This window comes from Streptomyces sp. NRRL F-5123 (genome assembly GCF_000721495.1).
Classification (GTDB): Bacteria; Actinomycetota; Actinomycetes; order Streptomycetales; family Streptomycetaceae; genus Actinacidiphila.
Genome location: NZ_JOHY01000001.1, coordinates 1 through 17,620, shown reverse-complemented (window position 1 = coordinate 17,620; position 17,620 = coordinate 1). Strand labels below are relative to the sequence as shown.

General features: G+C 74.5%; 14 protein-coding genes and 1 pseudogene. 8 read left to right on the top strand and 7 right to left on the bottom strand.

The genetic code is table 11. From position 1 onward, the window contains the following. Positions 1-84: 84 nt before the first annotated feature. Together IH54_RS0100070 and IH54_RS0100065 are read right to left on the bottom strand one after the other, a co-directional pair. Positions 85-1,812, bottom strand: coding sequence for a ricin-type beta-trefoil lectin domain protein (locus IH54_RS0100070; protein WP_031511890.1), 1,728 nt, complete (start codon positions 1,810-1,812; stop codon positions 85-87). Between the two features lie 155 nt (positions 1,813-1,967). Continuing rightward, a complete protein-coding gene (locus IH54_RS0100065; RefSeq protein WP_052396882.1) occupies positions 1,968-2,690 on the bottom strand; it encodes an ArsR/SmtB family transcription factor in 723 nt (240 codons plus the stop codon). Positions 2,691-2,746: 56 nt separating this feature from the next. Between IH54_RS0100065 and IH54_RS0100060 the strand changes: the two genes are divergently transcribed. Further along, entirely contained in the window at positions 2,747-3,442 is a 696-nt protein-coding gene (locus tag IH54_RS0100060) for a flavin reductase family protein (RefSeq protein WP_031511887.1), read from the top strand. Between the two features lie 106 nt (positions 3,443-3,548). On the opposite strand, the gene IH54_RS0100055 is transcribed toward IH54_RS0100060, so the two are convergent. Then, a complete protein-coding gene (locus tag IH54_RS0100055) occupies positions 3,549-4,172 on the bottom strand; it encodes a TetR/AcrR family transcriptional regulator (RefSeq protein ID WP_031511886.1) in 624 nt (207 codons plus the stop codon). 98 nt (positions 4,173-4,270) lie between these two features. Here IH54_RS0100055 and IH54_RS0100050 point away from each other — a divergent pair, with 98 nt between their 5' ends. Next, positions 4,271-5,185: an NmrA family NAD(P)-binding protein gene (locus tag IH54_RS0100050; RefSeq protein ID WP_031511885.1), complete on the top strand. Its 915-nt coding sequence runs from the start codon at positions 4,271-4,273 to the stop codon at positions 5,183-5,185. Positions 5,186-5,369: 184 nt separating this feature from the next. Then, on the top strand, positions 5,370-5,840 hold the full coding sequence (locus tag IH54_RS0100045) for a hypothetical protein (protein WP_031511884.1): 471 nt from the start codon (positions 5,370-5,372) through the stop codon (positions 5,838-5,840). Between the two features lie 8 nt (positions 5,841-5,848). On the opposite strand, the gene IH54_RS0100040 is transcribed toward IH54_RS0100045, so the two are convergent. Then, positions 5,849-6,232, bottom strand: coding sequence for a hypothetical protein (locus tag IH54_RS0100040; RefSeq protein WP_031511883.1), 384 nt, complete (start codon positions 6,230-6,232; stop codon positions 5,849-5,851). 129 nt (positions 6,233-6,361) lie between these two features. Here IH54_RS0100040 and IH54_RS0100035 point away from each other — a divergent pair, with 129 nt between their 5' ends. After that, positions 6,362-7,936 (top strand): hypothetical protein, encoded by a 1,575-nt coding sequence (locus IH54_RS0100035; protein WP_031511881.1) that lies wholly within the window; start codon positions 6,362-6,364, stop codon positions 7,934-7,936. A gap of 49 nt (positions 7,937-7,985) precedes the next feature. Here the strand turns inward: IH54_RS0100035 and IH54_RS0100030 are convergent, their stop codons facing one another. Continuing rightward, entirely contained in the window at positions 7,986-8,528 is a 543-nt protein-coding gene (locus IH54_RS0100030) for a hypothetical protein (RefSeq protein ID WP_234343295.1), read from the bottom strand. 140 nt (positions 8,529-8,668) lie between these two features. On the opposite strand from IH54_RS0100030, the gene IH54_RS0100025 reads away from it, so the two are divergent. After that, positions 8,669-9,586 (top strand): NADP-dependent oxidoreductase, encoded by a 918-nt coding sequence (locus tag IH54_RS0100025; RefSeq protein ID WP_031511879.1) that lies wholly within the window; start codon positions 8,669-8,671, stop codon positions 9,584-9,586. Positions 9,587-9,694: 108 nt separating this feature from the next. On the opposite strand, the gene IH54_RS42655 is transcribed toward IH54_RS0100025, so the two are convergent. Next, a complete protein-coding gene (locus IH54_RS42655) occupies positions 9,695-11,710 on the bottom strand; it encodes a lamin tail domain-containing protein (RefSeq protein WP_234343293.1) in 2,016 nt (671 codons plus the stop codon). 149 nt (positions 11,711-11,859) lie between these two features. Between IH54_RS42655 and IH54_RS46465 the strand changes: the two are divergent. The 3 genes and pseudogenes from IH54_RS46465 to IH54_RS0100010 all read left to right on the top strand — a co-directional run. Next, positions 11,860-12,087: pseudogene (locus IH54_RS46465) on the top strand (cryptochrome/photolyase family protein); the annotation flags it as partial. Between the two features lie 175 nt (positions 12,088-12,262). Beyond that, positions 12,263-13,282: a hypothetical protein gene (locus IH54_RS0100015; protein WP_031511877.1), complete on the top strand. Its 1,020-nt coding sequence runs from the start codon at positions 12,263-12,265 to the stop codon at positions 13,280-13,282. A gap of 185 nt (positions 13,283-13,467) precedes the next feature. After that, positions 13,468-17,307: a S8 family serine peptidase gene (locus IH54_RS0100010; RefSeq protein ID WP_052396880.1), complete on the top strand. Its 3,840-nt coding sequence runs from the start codon at positions 13,468-13,470 to the stop codon at positions 17,305-17,307. Positions 17,308-17,398: 91 nt separating this feature from the next. On the opposite strand, the gene IH54_RS0100005 is transcribed toward IH54_RS0100010, so the two are convergent. Then, the coding region (locus IH54_RS0100005; RefSeq protein ID WP_031511875.1) for a transglycosylase SLT domain-containing protein at positions 17,399-17,620 on the bottom strand (222 nt) is incomplete at its 5' end.

Below are 17,620 nucleotides of genomic sequence, written 5' to 3'. Positions count from 1 at the left end.
GGCGCCTGCCCCGGCACCGACCGGGGCGGAGGGTGACGCCGCACCCTCCGCCCCGGGGCGCTGCCGCGGGACTCGGGCGAGGGCTCAGGCCAGGGCGAACTTCTGGGCGCCGGAGCCGTTGCAGTCCCAGATCTGGAGGCGGGTGCCGTTGGCGGTCGCACCCGAGGGCGAGTCGACGCACCGGCCGGTGGTCGGGTTGGACAGCGAGCCGTCCGCGTCGACGACCCAGTTCTGGTAGCCGCCGCCGTTGCAGGTGGCGAGTTGGAGCGGGGTGCCGTTCGCGTTGGCGCCGCCGGCGATGTCCAGGCACCTGCCGAGGGTGCGCAGGGTCTGGCCGCTCCAGGTCCACTTCTGGTCCAGGGAGGTCGCCTGCTGGCAGTCCCACAGCTGGACGGCGGTGCCGTCGCCGCCGGTGTCGTCGCCCGCGACGTCCACGCACTTGCCGCCGGGGCCGTAGACCGGGGTGCCGATGGCGAACCCTTGCGCGCCGGAGCCGTTGCAGTCCCAGATCTGGAGGCGGGTGCCGTTGGCGGTCGCGCCCGAGGGCGAGTCGATGCAGCGGCCGCTGGCGGGGTTGCGCAGCGAGCCGTCGGGCTGCCGGACCCAGGACTGGTAGCCGCCGGTGTTGCACGTGGCGAGTTGCAGCTTCGTGCCCGCCGCGCTGTTGCCGCCGGCGATGTCCAGGCACTTGCCGAGGGTCTGCAGCGTCTGGCCGCTCCACGTCCAGTGCTGGTCCTTCGCCCCGGACTGGCAGTCCCACAGCTGGACGGCGGTGCCGTCGCCGCCGGTGTCGTCACCCGACACGTCCACGCACTTGCCGCCCGGTCCGGTGATCGTCTGGCCGGTCACCGAGCCACCGCCGCCCCCGGAGCCGGGGCCCTTGTTGTAGACAGCCACCGAGTCGACGACGAGCTTGCCGCCGGAGACCGTGGCCGCGTTGGGGCCGCCGCCGAAGGCGTCCGGGAAGCCGCCGCCGATCGCCAGGTCGTAGATGATGAAGAAGGGGTGGTCGATCGCGTCGGACCAGGTCGTCGCGTCCACCTGGTTGGCGCTGACGGTGAAGAAGTTGCTGCCGTCGAGGTAGAAGCGGATCTGCTCCGGCGACACCGAGCGGTCGATCTCCGCCGCGTAGTCGTGGAAGCCGGTCTGGCAGCCGGAGCACGCGCGCTCGCCGGAGCCGATGCCGGTCGACTCGTTGCACGGCCCGCCCGGGCTGACCCCGCAGTGGATGGTGCTGAAGTCGGAGCTGCGGCCGTTGATGTCCTCCATGATGTCGACCTCGCCGGACCTCGGCCAGGTCACGCCGCTGCGCAGCGGCGCGCCGAGCATCCAGAACGCCGGCCAGTAGCCGGCGCCGTTGGCGGTGCTGACGTTGGGCTGCTGGAGGACGGACTCGATCCGCACGACGCCGCCCGCGGGGGCGCCGAAGGTCGCGGCCTGGGTCTCCACGCGGCCGGACGTCCAGCCGCTGCGCGGGTCGGAACCGGAGTGCTGGGCCTGCAGCACCAGGTGGCCCTGGCCGTCGTAGTAGACGTTGGACGTGCTGCTGGTCATGGTCTCGATCTCGCCGGTGCCGAAGCTGCTGCCGGGCCCGGTGTCGTACTTCCACAGGCCCTGGTCGATGCCGGTGCCGGCGGCGCCGTTGAAGTCGTCGCTCCAGGTGAGGGAGAAGCCCGACGGGGGCGCGGGCACGGCCGCCTCGGCGGCCGGTGACGCGGTGACGGTGGCTGCCACCGTGGCCACGACGACGGGCAGCGCGGAGAGCGCTCTCTTCCACGCGCCGCGGCGCGCTCGTACGAAATTCCAGCGCATAGGTCCAACTCCAGGGAGAAGGCGTGATGTCCGCATGTTCACCGCGCGGGGGCGCGCGGGCGTACGTCGGACCGCCGCGCGGGGTGCCGCCGCACGGGCATGTCATGTACACAGCTTGCGGATCAGCCGGGCGTCCGGCAAGACGCATGACCGGTTCAGCCGAACAGGCCCTCGGGCAGGCCGAGATGGCGGTGCAGTTCCTGCCGGCCGAGGGGCGTGACGGTGACCGCGCGGGTGGTGCCGACGCGGGCGATCCAGCCCGCGTCGAGCGCGTGCCGGCACAGGGCGCCGCCGACGGCGCCGGCCAGGTGCGGGCGGCGCTCCGTCCAGTCCAGGCACGGCCGCACCGAGGGCCGCCGTGTCCCGGCCGGCACGGTGACGCCGAGGTCCGCGAGCCAGGCCGCCCCGGCGCCGGTGAGCCCGAGCCCGTGCTCCAGGTCCAGCAGCCGCCGCTCGACCATCGCGTCGGTGACGGCCACGCCGACGGCCCCGGCGAGGTGGTCGTAGCAGGTACGGGCGTGGGCCAGGGCCCGCCGCCGGCCGTCCGCCGACAGCGTGCGCGGGGCCGGGGTGCGCTCGGGGGCCAGCGCCGCGAGGCTCTCGATCAGCTCGGCGACCTGCGGTCCGGCCAGCCTTACGTAGCGGTGGCGGCCCTGCCGCTCCTCGGCCAGCAGATTCCCGCGGACGAGCGCGTGCAGGTGCTCGGTCGCGGTCGACCGGGCCACCCCCATGTGGCGCGCCAGCTCCGTCGCCGTCCATGCCCGGCCGTCGAGGAGCGCCACGCAGAAGCCCGCGCGCGTGCCGTCCGCCAGCAGTGCCGCCACCGAGGCCAGGTCGGGTCCCGTCCCGCGTCCGCTCCGTACGTCCATACGCTCCATTGTCCCCGGTGACGCTTCGGCCGCCGCCGAAGCGACGCGCTTCTACGCTCCCCGCCATGGACACCGCACCGCAGGACGCCCCGGCCGCCTCCGTGGAGATCGAGCCCGCCATCCTCTACTTCGGCACGCCGGTGGTGCTGCTGTCGACGGAGAACGACGACGGCTCGTTCAACCTCGCGCCCATCTCCTCCGCCTGGGCGCTCGGCCGGACGGTCGTCATCGGCCTGGGCCGCGAGGGCCAGACCGCCCGCAACCTCGCCCGCCGCCCCGACCTGGTGATCAGCCTCCCCTCCGCCGAGCAGTGGCCGGCCGTGGAACGGCTCGCCCCGCTCACCGGCCGCTTCCCCGTACCCCCGACCAAGCCTGCGGGCTGCCGCTTCGAGCCCGACAAGTTCGCCGCGGCGGGCCTGACCCCCGAACCCTCCCGCCTGGTCCGCCCGCCCCGCGTCGCCGGCTGCCCCCTCCAGCTGGAGGCCCGCGCCGCGCAGGTACGCACCGACGCCTCCGGCGGCTTCGTCGTCGTCGAGGCCGACGTCCGCACGGTCCACGCCGACCCCGCCGTCGTCGTCCCCGGCACCGACCACGTCTCCCCCACCGCCTGGCGCCCCCTCATCTACAACTTCCGCCACTACTTCGGCCTGGGCCCCGAACTCGGCCACTCCTACCGCACGCAGACACCCCCGCCGACCGACCTCGACGGCCCGGACGCGGACACGGGTCCCCGCACGGCCCAGGGGCTGTCCCGTCGATGATCCGGCGGCGGCCCCGGGCAGTGCGCGAGAAGGCCGCCACCCGAGCCCGCGGGACCTCCGTCCGCGCCGGCGCCGGGAGCCGACGTCCAGGAGCCGCCACCGGGGCCTATCCGGCGGCCCCTTCTGCCGCCGGCGCCGCCCCTCCGGACTTCCCGGGCACCTCGGCGATGCCTCGCGCGGGGCTGAGCCCTTCCACCGCGAGGCGGAAGAGCCGGTCGGCCTGGGCCCCCGGGTCCTTGTGGTGCTCGGTGGCCAGGGCGATGCCGGTGGCGAGGGTCAGCAGGTCGTGAAAGGTGACGTGCGGCGCGACCGCCTTGTCTCGAACGGCCCGCTGGAGCAGGGGACTTCCGGCCGCTGTGAGTCTGCTGCCGCAGGAGTGCGCGGACGGTTCCCCGGCGGGGGGCTCGTAGCTGAGCGTGTCGGCGAACCCGCGGGCCGAGACGGCGTAGGCGACGAGGGCGTGGAGCCATTCCAGCAGGGCGGTGCGGGCGTCCTCGGTCGCGGCCAGCTGGTGGGCGCGCTCGCACAGGCCCTCGATGCGCCCCTGGAAGACGGCTTCGAGCAGGGCCCGGCGGGTGGGGAAGTGACGGCGCACGGTCGCCGAACCGACGCCCGCGATGCGGGCGATCTGCTCCTGGGAGGCCTCGGCGCCGCGCGCGGCCACCTCGGCCTCGGCGACGGCGAGGATGCGCTGGTAGTTGCGTCGGGCGTCCGAGCGCTGACCGGTCATGATCTCCTCATTGCTAAACGGCGGGGCCCGCCATATCGTAGCGGCACGAAACCGGCGGGCCCCGCCGTTTTCTTCTCCGCCCGTGAGGAGCAGCAACCATGCCCATCGGCAGCGACACCGTCCTGGTCACCGGAGCCACCGGACAGCAGGGCGGAGCCACGGCTCGCGCGCTCCTGGCCGCCGAGGTGCCCGTCCGTGCACTCGTACGCGACCCGCGGTCGAAGCCCGCCCGGGCGATCGCGGCGCTGGGCGCCGAACTGGTGCGGGCGGATCTTTCCGACCGGGCCTCCCTCGACCCGGCGGTCGAGGGGGTCCGCGCGGTGTTCTCGGTGCAGATGCCGCCGATGACCGGGGCGGGGGTGGACTTCGCAGGCGAACTCGCCCAGGCCACCAACCTGGTCGAGGCGGCGAAGGCGGCGGGAGTACGGCAGTTCGTGCAGTCCTCGACAAGCGGAGTCGGTGAGCACACCCGTGCCCCCGGCTGGACAGAGGGCCGCTGGGCGGCGATGGCGGACTACTTCGGCACCAAGCAGGCGATCATGGAGACGGTGCGTGGCGCGGGTTTCGCCCGCTGGACGGTGATCAAGCCCGCCTTCTTCATGGAGAACCTGCCCCTGCTGGCCCCCAGGGGGCCGCGCGGCGGACTGCTGACGGTGCTCAAACCGGACACCGAGCTGGCTCTGGTGGCCGCGCAGGACATCGGCGCGGCCGCGGCACACGCCCTCCAGGACCCCGACCGGTTCCACCGGGTGGAACTGGAACTCGCCGGAGACCTGCGCACGGTGGAGCAGATCGCGCAGACCCTGTCCGCCGCCTGGGGCGTGCCCGTGACCGCGCCCTCCATGAGCCTGGAAGAGGCCCTCGACGCGGGCATGCCGACGTGGGGAGCCGGTCACGAGTGGAACAACGCGGTCCTCCAGCCCGCCCGGCCCGAGTTCGCCCGGGAGTTGGGCATCCCGCTCACCACCTTCGCCGAATGGGCGGATGAGCATCTGGCATCCGTGGCCGGCTAGACCGTCTCCGCGGCAGGCGGCCCGCACGCCCTTCCTCCGGGCCGCCGGGAAGGGCACGACGTGACGCGCCGACGGCGACGGCGACGGGCGTGAGTCGGGTCCGGGCGAAACGGTGACAGTCCTGTGGCAGGAAGTGTGGCCTCCGTCACAGCCGCCCGGGGCGCCGGCCTGCTGGACTCGCCCGATGGCGTACGCGCTGTTCCTTCTGCTGCCCGGCTGTCCGATCACCGCCCTGGCCCTGGCCGGATACGGATTCGGGCGCCACCGCCTGCGGCGGGCCGGCCGGCAGGCGCGGCTGCGGTCCGTGGCCGCGCTGGCGGGCTCCGCCGCGGCGGCGGTCTACACCGTCGGCCTGCTCGCCCTCGCCCTCGCGGTGATGGACGCGGAGGACGGCGGGGCGGACTCCTCGCCCCTGCGGCCCTGCCGGGTGGCGGGCGAGCCGGAGCGGGCCGCGCGCGTGACCGGCTACCGGGTGGAGTACGTGCCGCTCCGCTTCGTCTGCGAGACGACGGACGGCAACGACTACTCGGCCGGGGCGGTGCCCGGCTGGGTCGGTCCGGCCGCGGCCGGGTTCGCGCTGGCGTCCGTCGTGTGCGCGTGCGCCGCGGCGGTCGAGGGCGAGCGCCGCGCCCGGCGCGGTGCGGCTGCCGCGTGAGGCGGCGCTCAGCCGAAGAGCAGCGGGACGCCCCTGGCCGCGCACAGGCGCAGGACGGCGCCCAGCCGGCGGGCGGCTTCGATGTGCGCGCGGAGTCGGGAGTCGTCCCCTTCCCGGACCCATTCGTCGGTGATCGCCTCCAGCCGGACCAGGATCGGCGCGCAGTCGGCCGGTGAGAGGGCGTCACCTCCGGTGTCGGGGTGGTCGAGGAGTGGTTCCAGGGCCGTCCGCACCTCGCTCCACGGGCGATCGCCGCCGAATCCTCGCATCTCGGCGAGGGTGAATCCCTCCGCCTCTGCCAGGTGCCGGCGGAAGTCCGCGAAGCCGCGGCAGGACCAGGAGGCGTCAGGACTGCCGGGGTCCCCGTCGCCGGGAAAGAGGATGAGCCCCATCCGCAGAGGGTCGGGCTCCAGGCCGGAACCGGCAACCGACGAGGCCAAAGCTTTGCCCGCCCGTCCGCCACCGTTCGCCTTGCGCGGCTACTGTCCACTCGCCCGGTTCCGCGGCGGAGAGGCACGTCCATGAGCACCCCGGTCCACCGCGTTCCGGAACGGCAGTCCGGGGGCGTCGTCGCGCCGGGGCGGCGGCGGCAGGAGCGGGGGTCGTCCGGCGGGGCGGCGGAGCGCGGGCTCCTCGGCGTGCAGGCCGGGGCGGGCAACCGGGCCGCTGCGGCGATGGTGCAGCGCGCCAGGGCCGCGGACGGCGGGAAGGGCAAGGGGAAGGCGCCGGAGGACGGGAGCGCGGCGGCGCCGTCGCCGGGGTACCGGGACCGGATCGCAGCGGTCCTGGACCGGCTCAAGAAGAACTTCGAGTTCATCGACACCTTCGTCAAGAACGTCCAGGTCCCGGCGAACGCGGGCTTCTCCCAGCAGGCGGCCGCCACCGTCGACGACGGACTGAAGCACTCCGCCGCCGCCTCGGGGGGCGCCGCCGGTGCGGAGAGCCTCGTCGCGGAGGCCGTGGGCGCCGCGCTCGGCGGCATGGAGGCGGCCAAGGCCCGCAAGGACGCCGCCAAGCACAAGAAGGGCGCCGCCTTCCACGGGGCGAACAAGAAGTTCACCTCCAAGGCGGCCGAGGCGGTCGTCGGCTCGGCCGGCGCGGCGAACAACGCCCTCGGTGTCGCCAAGGAGCTGACGAAGGCCGAGAAGGCGCTGCACGCCGCGGGGGCGGCGGAGGTGAGCGGCATAGGGTCCAGCGTGGTCGGTGCGGTGAAGGGGGCGCGCGCCGCCCGCCGCTTCGGCCTGACGGCCCGCAAGTACCGCGCCCTCAAGGGCATCGAGAAGCCCGGCCGCACGGGTGAGGGGGCGCTGAACCGGCTCAAGGAAGCGCGCGACGACGCGGAGCGGGCCGCTGACGAGGCGTACGTCGCGCTGGACGCCCAGTGGGACCACGAGGGCGAGGACCGGCTGGACCGGGTGTCGGACGCGATCGACGCGGCCTGGTCCGCGACGGGCGAGGCGCACGACGCGGCCAGGGACCTCCGGCACGCCGAGGACGGGAACACGATGGACACCGTCCTCACGTACGCGCTCGGCAAGCAGCGCAACAAGATGGGCAAGCAGGCCCTGACGGCCGTGGGCGAGTCCACCAAGGCCGCGGGCGGCATCGTGACGGCGATCGCCGCGACCGCGGGCGGCGCCGCGCTGGCAAGCAACCCGGTCGGTTGGGGCCTCGCCGCGGGCGCGGCCGGCCTCATCCTGGGCGTCACCGCGTACAAGGCGGGCCGCGCGGGCACGAAGCGCTACGACGGCGCCCGCCACCCCGACCGCTGGGCCGAGGACGGCGGGGCCGCGGCCGAGCCCGCCTCCCGCGGGGACGCGCTCAAGGAGGCCTTGAAGTTCTGGAAGAAGGTGGAGAACGGCGAGCGCCAGGCCATGGCCCGCAAGATCTACGCCCTCGCCGCGGGCCCGGACGTCGGGGGGAGCGGCGACACCTCCGCCGAGATGCGGGAGTCGGCCAGGGCCCTGCTCGTCGCCCTGAAGGCGGGCCCGGCCGACCAGCGCCTGACCCCCGAGGAATGGGCGGGGTCCCTCAACGACCCGGAGAGGACCGCCGCCTGGGTCAAGGAGATAGCCGAGCAGCTGTCCTCGGCGTGACCGGCGGCCCGCAGACCCCTTCGCGGGCCCCCCGCCCCGGCCGACGCGCTCAGTGGGTCAGCGCGTTCGCGCTCACGATGAAGAGGCCGAGCAGGACGTCCACGAGGCCGACGCGGCAGGCCGACGCCCAGCCCTGGCCGGCCGCCCGGGCCGCCAGCAGGCCCCAGCCGAAGAGGGCGGCGGTGTTCACGGTGAGGACCACGTCGACGGCGCTCGACTCCTCCCACCATCCGGCGGCGGCGCCCAGCAGCGCGGCCACCGTGGGCAGGACCGCGGCGACCAGCGGCCACTCGGCGAGCACCGAGCGGACGCTCTCCGCGGTGGCCCGCTTCCCGCCGGCCGTCCAGTGGGCGATGGCGTGCGCGTAACCGTGGGCCGCGGCGGCGGCCAGTGCCGCGACCAGGATCCACAGCGCGTCGTAGCCCGCGTTGGGCTTGCCGCTGCCCTCGTCGAGGGCGGAGGCGAGGGCGCTGGCGAGCACCGTCCCGTACACGCCGCCGAACAGCAGCCGCTGCAGCGGTACGCCCAGGGGGGCGGCGGGCGTGCCGTGCCCCGCGCCGTCCGGCAGGGCGCCGCCGGACGGAAGCGTCATGCCTCCACGATGGCACCGCCGACGCGGGCGTACGCCGGGACGCGCCGCACCGCCTTCCGGATCGGCGGCGGGGCCCGTGATGGGATGAGGGCGGCGGGGGGCAGCTTCGGCGGAGAGGTCGGGAAATGGCCGGGAAGACCATGCGGGCGATCGTCTACGAGACGTACGGCGGGACGGAGGTGCTGCGGGAGGCGCGGGTGCCGATGCCGAAGGTCGCCCCGGGCGAGGTCCTGGTCAAGGTGCGCTGCGCCGCGGTCAACCCGGTGGACTGGAAGCTCATGGCGGGCGGGCTGGACAGCATGATGGACGTGGTGTTCCCGGCGATCCCCGGCTGGGACGTGTCCGGCACCGTCGCGGAGGTCGGCATCGACGCCCCCGAGTTCGCGGTCGGCGACGAGGTGATGGGGTACGCCCGCAAGGACTACGTGCACGGCGGCACCTTCGCCGAGTACGTCAGCGCGCCCGTGCGGACCCTCGCGGCCAAGCCCGCCGCGCTGGACTGGTCGCAGGCCGCCGGACTGCCGCTGGCCGGGCTGACCGCCTACCAGGTGCTGACGCGCCTGGGCACCCGCGCGGGCGACACCGTGCTGGTGCACAACGCGGCGGGGGGCGTCGGCTCGCTCGGCGTGCAGATCGCCCGCTCCCTCGGCGCCCGCGTCATCGGCACGGCCTCCCCCCGCAACCACGAGCGGCTGCGCGCGCTGGGCTGCGAGCCGGTCGAATACGGGGACGGGCTCGCCGAGCGGGTCCGCGCCCTGGCCCCGGACGGGGTCGACGTCGTCGCGGACTTCGTCGGCGGGGTCCTCGACAGCACCCTGGCGGTCCTTGCCGCGGACGGGCGGCACGCGTCCATCGCCGACCCCGCCGTGCTCGGCGCCGGCGGCCAGTGGATGTGGGTGCGGCCGGTCGCCGAGGACCTCGCCGCGCTGGGCCGGCTCGCCGACGCGGGCGACCTGACGGTGGAGGTCGCGGAGACCTTCGCGCTCGCGGACCTCGCGGCGGCCTTCGCCCGCAGCCAGGAGGGCCACGTCGCCGGGAAGATCGTCGTCGAGGTCTGAGACCCCGGCGGGAGCCGGCGGGCCGGGGCGGCCCGCGCACGCCGGAGCTCCCGGGCGCGGGGCGCGGCCGGGAGCTCCGTCAGACGCGGTTCGGCGGGGTCGGCAGGCTCAGCAGGGGAAGGTGCCGCTGTAGAGGGCGTGCCCGCTGGAGGAGGTCCTGGAGCCGAAGCCGTAGACGCCGTCGTCGGACCAGACCGCCTCGCGCGAGCCGCCGACGCAGGTCGAGGCGGGGGCCAGGGCGAAGCCCTCCAGGTTGTCCGCCGGCATGACGGCGGGGTTGGTCCAGGTCACGTCCGGGACGATCGCGCCGCCGGTGATCTTCATGAAGGTGTGCGTCTCGCCGCAGGTGTTGTCGCAGCTCGCGACGAGGCGCTGGGTCGCGGCGTCGAACTCCACGTCCATGACGGACGACTCGCCGGTCGCGATCGTGCCGAAGGCCGTGAACGTGCCGTCGGAGTTGAGGCCGTAGGCGTGCAGTGTGCCGTCCCACTCCAGGCCGGCGAAGTACAGGCCCGAGCCGTGCAGCGGGTAGTTCGCCGGGTTGTACGCGGCGCCGGTGCGCGGGTCGGCCCAGCCGCCGGCGGTCAGCCAGCTGTCCGGCACGTAGCCGACGCCCTCGAAGCCCAGGTTGGCGTCGTCCTTGTCACCGGTGTCGAGCTGTGGGAACTGCGAGGTCATGTCCCACTGGTGGAGCGGCGAGAGGGTGGAGCCGGTCGCGGACGGGTCGTACTCCAGGATCGTGTCCTTGGGGGCGGTGTTCTCGGTGTTGTCGCGCTCGGAGGTCACGTAGAGGTGGCCGTTGCCGCCGACGGTCACGCCCTCGGAGTCCGGCTCGCCGGAGCCGCCCGAGAAGCGGATCTGCTTGCCGGTCGCGCTCCACGAGGAGTCCGGGACCCACTTGCTGCCACTCTTGACCAGCCTGAACAGCCAGTTCTTGTTCTTGACGGCCCACAGCGTCGACGGGTTCGCCGGGTCGAACGCCAGACCGCTCACGTCACGGCCCTCGGGCCCGGTGGAGGTGGTGAAGGCGCAGACGTCGTCGGCGATCGTGACGTCCGGTCCGCCGGGCCAGGCCTGGGTGCCGGCGGGGGCGGAGTGCGAACCGCCGGGCGCCTCGGGGGTGCAGCCGCTGGTGAGCGAGCCGCCGCCGCCGAGCAGGTGGCCGGTCGGGTCGCCGCCGGTCCCGCCGGTGGTCGTCCCGCCCGTGGCGCCGCCGGTGGTCGTCCCGCCCGCGGTGCCGCCCGCGGTCGTCCCGCCGGTGGTGCCGCCGGTCGTCCCGCCACCGCTACCCGAGCAGGAGTTCGCGCTGCCGAGGGTCGCGGCCGCGGCGGTCCGGAACCAGCCGGTGCCGTTCGCGCAGCGCTCGTCCGACGGCTTGGCGGCGTCGGTCGACCAGGTCACCGAGTCGACGGTGTTGCCGCTGCCGTCGAGGAGGACGAGCGAGTCGTTGTCGCCCAGGCCGATGGTGGAGTCGAAGGTGGCGTAGCCGCCCGCGGGGATGCTGGTCGCGCTCGGCGAGGAGGACGAGACCGTGACCGCGGAATGGCCGGTGTCGCCGTCGACGTACTTCCACGAGCCGATGCCGACCGCGCTCGTCCCGCCGTTGTACAGCTCCACGGTGTCCGAGCCGTTCGAGGTGACCTCGTTGACCCGTACCCTGCTCGCCGCCGGAACCGACGAAGGGCAGCCGGGCGCGTTCGCGGAGCCGAACGTGGTCGCCGGGGCCGTCGTGACCCATGCCCCGGTCCCGTCGCCGCCGCACCGGGCCATCGCCGGCTTCGCCTCGTCGGTGGCCCAGTCGACGCGGTCGACGACCGTGCCGCCGGAGGTGTAGATCACCAGTTTGTCCGAATCCCCCAGTCCCTTGGGGGAGTCGAAGGTGACGAAGCCGCCCGCCGGGACGCTGCCGGCGGACGGGCTGAAGGACTGCGCGGAGAAGCCGTCGTCCGACATCTTCCAGCCGCTGATGCTCACCGCGGTCGAGCCGGTGTTGTACAGCTCCACGGTGTCGTCACCCGAGGAGCTGACCTCGTTGATCCGAACGTTCTGGTAGCCGGCCGGGTCGGCGGCCGCCGCGGGCTGCGCGGCGAGCACCCCGGTGACGGCGAGACCGGAAAACGTCAAAGCAGCGGCGCACAGGGTAGCGGCGCCGGCACGCGAGTGAGTTGTAGGCACGAGGCCGAACTCTGGAGACGGAACGTGGAAAGTGCGTGTACGGCGCCTGAACGGCGCCCGCTTCCGACCGGAACGCCAGGCGCCGCCTCCCCGGCCGCCGATCCACCGGAGGGCGCCGGCGCTTCCACCGTGCCAAGGCCCGTCTGGTGCTCTCGGCCGTGCGCCGCCGAGCTCGGGGAGCGGGTCCGCCACGTACGGGCCGACACCTATCGGGAGGGGCTGCGCGAGGCGGTCCCCGCCGGCCGGTCACGCTGCACCATCCCACCTCCCGCGCGGCGCTGGCCCTGGTGAACGGCCTGGATCAGGTCCGCGCGCTGCCCGCGCGGTCTCCGGACCGGACCGCCTCGGCGGCCTCGACGCGCTGCTGCGCGAGGAGCGGAGCCGCGCCGACGGGCCGCCGTGAGCCCCGTCCCCACCCGTCGTGCGGGCGGCGGGTGTTGACAACGGTTGTACGGGACATGAAGATTCCGGCACGGATTGTTCCAGCTCCGGGGGGTGCCGATGCTGGCTCCGCTCGGGATCCCGCCGGAGCAGGAGCGGTTGTACGTGCTGCTGATCGGCCGGCCCGGCAGCTCAGCCGGCGAGGTGGCGGAACGCGCCGGGATCGGCGTCGAGGAGGCGGTGGCCCGGCTCGACGAGATGGCGGCCGGCGGGCTCGTCGTCGGCGAGGAGCCGCCGCCCTTCGGCGACGCGGGGCTGCGGGAGTCCGGCGTGCGCACCTACCGGGCGACATCGCCCTCGGTCGCGCTCGCCCCGCTGCTGGTACGCCGCCGCACCTCGCTGGACGAGGCGGGCGCGGCGGTGGCGGCGCTCGGGGAGCAGTTCCGCAGCGCTTCGTCCCGCGCGGCGGGCGGGGTGGTGGAGGTGGTGTCGGGGCCGGTCCCGATACGCCACCGGCTCGGGCAGCTGATCGGCGGTGCCCGGCGCGAGGTGCTGATCTTCCTCGCGGAGTCGGTCGTCGCGGTGGAACGCGACAGCGTCTACCCGATGGAGCGCGAAGCCCTGCTGCGCGGGGTGGACTTCCGCGCGATGATCACCCGCAGCCATCTGGAGGTCCCCGGCATGTGGGACGACGTGCGGGAGGTCGTCGGCCTCGGCATGAAGATGCGGGTGACGCCGGACATCCCGATGCGCCTGATCATCTCCGACCGCGCCAACGCCATGGTGCCGCTGTCGCTCGGCGAGGAGCCCGGCCACGCCGACACGGTGGTCGTGCACGGTACGGGCCTGGTGGCCGCCCTGGTGCTGCTCTTCGAGGAGTACTGGCAGCGCGCCCGGCCGCTCCCCGTGCCCGGTGAGCCGGAAGGGCCCGAGCCCGCGGGCCCGCAGCCGGGCGATGTGGACCGGCAGATCCTCGCACTGCTCGCCCTCGACGTCGCCGACCGGACGATCGCCGCCCAGCTCGACCTGTCCCTGCGCACCGTCGAGCGCAAGATCCGGGCCCTGATGGACATGGCCTCGGTCGGCTCGCGCTTCCAGCTCGGGGCCGAGGCCGTCGCCCGCGGCTGGCTGCAGCGCTGACCCCACGCCCGGGGCGTATCCACCCGTACCCGCGCGCATCCGGCCGACTGACGCACCGTCAGTGACGGCAGGCTTCCGTCTTGGCGGTGAACCGTCACTCCGAAGTGTTCAGCGCGCACACGCGCGCCCGAAGAATGTGCTGCGTTCCGGCTTCCGCGTTCCACGCACCATATGGAGGGCACCACGTGAGATCCCCGACCCGGCGCCGGCGGCTGCTGACCGCCGTCGGCGCCGTCCTGGCGGCGATAGCGGCGACCCCGTCGATCGCGCAGGCCACACCGTCCCGGACCGCCCCGCCACCCGGCCCCCGGGCCGCCGCCGCCCCGGCCGCCACCGCGAGCACCGTCACCCTGGTGACCGGCGACCGGGTGACCGTGACCCCCCTCGCCGACGGGCGCGCGGCGGCCACCGTCACCCGCCCGGCCAACCTGACCGGCAGCGTGCAGACCAGGACCGTCGGCAAGGACCTGTACGTCTACCCGTCGGAAGTCCTCCCCTACGTGGCAGCCGGCGTCCTGGACCAGCGGCTGTTCGACGTCACCGCCCTGATCGCGGACGGCTACGACGACGCCCGCGCGCCGTCCCTGCCGCTGATCGTGCAGTACGGCGACACGGCGGCGCGCACCGCCCCCGCCGTCCCGCGCGGCCTGTCCGCCCGGCTCGACCTGCCGGCCGTGCACGGCAAGGCGGTGAGCCAGAGCCGGTCGGGAGCGGCCGCCTTCTGGCAGGCCGTCACCCCGGCGGCGGCGCTGACCCGCGCGAAGAGCCGCGCCGCCCAGCGGCAGAGCGCGGACGGCGGCGCGGCGGGCGCGAAGGCCCGGTCCGCGGGCGGCACGGCCGTCTTCGGCGCGAACATCAGCCACATCTGGCTGGACGGCAAGGTCAAGGCGTCCCTCGCCGACAGCACCGCGCAGATCGGCGCCCCCGGCGTGTGGCAGGCGGGCGACGACGGCAAGGGCGTGGACGTCGCCGTCCTCGACAGCGGCATCGACGCCGAGCACCCCGACCTGGCGGGCCAGGTCGCCGCCTCGCAGAGCTTCGTCCCCGGCCAGGACACCACCGACCACCTCGGTCACGGCACCCACACCGCCTCCACGATCGCCGGCACCGGCGCCGCCTCCGACGGCAAGGAGAAGGGGGTCGCCCCCGGCTCGCGGCTGCTGGTCGGCAAGGTGCTGGGCGACGACGGCTTCGGCGACGAGTCCTGGATCATCGCCGGCATGCAGTGGGCGGCGCAGACCCAGCACGCCCGCGTCATCAGCATGAGCCTGGGCTCCACGGAGGTCAGCGACGGCACCGACCCGATGAGCCAGGCGGTGAACGACCTCAGCGACTCCACCGGCGCGCTGTTCGTCATCGCCGCGGGCAACACCGGTGCGGGCGGTATCGGTTCGCCCGGCGCCGCGACCTCCGCGCTGACCGTCGGCGCGGTCGACTCCGCCGACCAGCTCGCGTACTTCTCCAGCTGGGGCCCGCGGTCCGGGGACGGCGGCCTCAAGCCCGAGATCACCGCGCCCGGCGTGGACGTCCTCGCCGCCCGGTCGCAGTTCTCCACCGAGGGCTCCGGCCCGTACATCGCGATGAGCGGTACGTCCATGGCGACCCCGCACGTCGCGGGCGCCGCCGCGCTGGTCGCCGAGCGGCACCCGGACTGGAGCGGGCAGCAGATCAAGGACGCCCTGGTCAGCACCGCGCACGAGACGCCGGACATCCCCGTCACGCAGGGCGGCAGCGGGCGGCTGGACGCCGAGGCGGCGGCGCTCGGCAGCGTGCGCGCCACGGCGACCGCCTGGGCCGGCTTCTACCCGTGGCCGCACACCGCGGACGCCCCGGCGACCAGGACCGTCACGTACACCAACACCGGTACCGCCGACGTCACCCTCGCCCTGAAGGCGACCGCGGCCGGCCCCGACGGCGCCGACGCGTCGGCGGCCTTCACGCTCTCCGCGCCGGCCGTCACCGTCCCGGCCGGCGCCAGCGCCTCGGTCGACGTCGCCGCGGACCCGGCCAAGGCGCCGTACGGGGTGAGCGACGGGCAGCTGGAGGCCTCGGCGGCGGACGGCTCGGTGGTGGCGCACACCCTCATCGGCATCGACCGCGAGGAGGAGCGCTACAACCTGACGATCACCACGGCCGACCGGTCCGGCGCCCCCGTCGCCGGCTACGCGGTGGTCTACCGAACCGGCGAGGCGACGCCCTACCAGGTGGAGGTCCCCGACAGCGGCAAGCTGGTGATGCGGCTGCCCAAGGGCGAGTACTCGGTGCTGATGTACGCCGACCTGCCGGGCGCGGCCGGGCCCGACGACCTCGGTCTCGGTGTGCTGTCGGTGCCCCAGCTGCAGCTGGACGGCGACCGCACGGCCGCGCTGGACGCCCGCAGGGCGCACCGCGTCTCCGCGGTCGCCCCGCAGCGGTCGGAGGACCAGCTGACGCGGGTGGAGTGGAACAGGGAGGCCGGGGGCTTCGCCCTGAACGAGAACCTCCTGCTGCCCGTCTCGTACACCAGCGTGTGGGCGCAGTCCACCGCCGAGGTGACCAGCGGCAGCTTCAATTTCGACACCCGCTGGCGCAAGACGGCCCCGCTGCTGACCGCCGCCGCCAAGGGGCCGCGCGGCGAGGCCCTGGACCTCTCGGGCCTGCTCGTGCAGGCCGGCTCCACCCTGCTGCCGGCCGGCCGCGGCAAGCTCCCCGTCGTCTACGCCGGCCTCGGCGCCACCGCGGACTACGCGGGCCTGGACGCCGAGGGCAAGGCCGTGGTCGTCCGCTACGACCGGCAGGCCGATCCGGCGGTCCAGGCCGCCACCGACACCGCGCAGGCCGCTGCGGCGGTCGCCGCGGGCGCCAGGCTGCTGCTGGTCGTGGGCGACACGGCGGGCCGGCTGTCGGCCTGGTACGGGGCGGACGACTACGCCTCGTCCGCACCGACCGAGGTGGCCTCGCTGCAGGCCGCACAGGGCGCCGCGCTCGTCGCTGCCGCCGCCCGCCCCGGGCTGACCGTGGACGTGACCTCGACGCCCGCCTCGCCGTACGTCTACGACCTGGTCGAGCGGCACGACGGGGCCGTCCCGGCGACCGACCTGACCTACGCGCCGAAGGAGCGCGACCTGGCCAGGATCGACTCGCGCTTCGCGGGCAAGGCCACCGACGCCGGTGACAACGGCCGCTACGACATGCAGGACTTCGACAGATACGGCGTCGGTTTCCAGACCGCCCAGACGCTCGGCACGGTCCGCACCGACTGGGTCACCCCGGGTGGCGACCGCTTCGGCTGGTACGAGGAGTCCGACAATCCGGTGGTCCAGGAGCGCTCCCTGATCACCCGCCCGGCGAAGGGCTCCACCACGCAGAGCGACTGGTTCCTGCCCGTCTACCACCCCCGGATGAACGACAGCCAGTCGCTGCCGAACCGGCAGGGCGACTTCTTCGTCCTGAACGTCCCCGGCTGGGGGGACTCCGGCTCCGGCCACAACGGCTTCGACCTCAACCTGTGGGGCGAGGAGGACAACCTGCACGAGACCGTCACCCTCTACCAGGGCGACAAGAACCTGGGGTCCACGGTCTACCAGCAGCTCGCCGCCGACGCGCCGAGCAGCGACCCGCTGCCCTACCGGCTGGTCGCCGAGACCAGCCAGGACGGCGTCCTGCCCAGCTCGCCGACCACCCGCACCGAATGGGGCTTCACCTCGGGCAGCGGCTACGTGAACCTGCCGCTGCTGCAGCTCGACTACGGCATCCCCACCGACCTCGCGGGCCGGGCACAACGGACCGCGACGCTGACCCTGACCGCCTCCCACCTGCCCGGCGTCACCGGCGCCGGCACGATCACCGGGGCCACCCTCCAGGTCTCCTACGACGACGGCGCCAGCTGGACCGGCCTCCACCTCTCCCGCGGGCACGGCGCCACCTGGACCGCCACGGTCAAGGCCCCGCACTCCGCCACCCGCGTCTCGCTGCGGGCCACCGCGAAGGACGACGCGGGCAACACCGTCAGCCAGACCGTCCTGGGGGCGTACGCGCTGAAGTAACCGCCTCAGGACACGCCGAAGGGCGGCGGGGCCGGTGTGGCCCCGCCGCCCTTCACATGCGGTGGCGGATCAATGAAAGGTCAGTGACGGATCAGTACGCGGAGTCCACGTTGTCCATCGTGCCGTAGCGGTCGGCCGCGTAATTGCAGGCGGCGGTGATGTTGGCGACCGGGTCGTAGATGTTGTGCGACGTGCCGGCCACGTGGAAGCGGTTGAACGTCGGGTCGATCACCTGCAGCAGACCCTTCGAGGGAATGCCGTTGCGGGCGTTGATGTCCCACAGGTTGATCGCCTTGGGGTCACCGCTGGACTC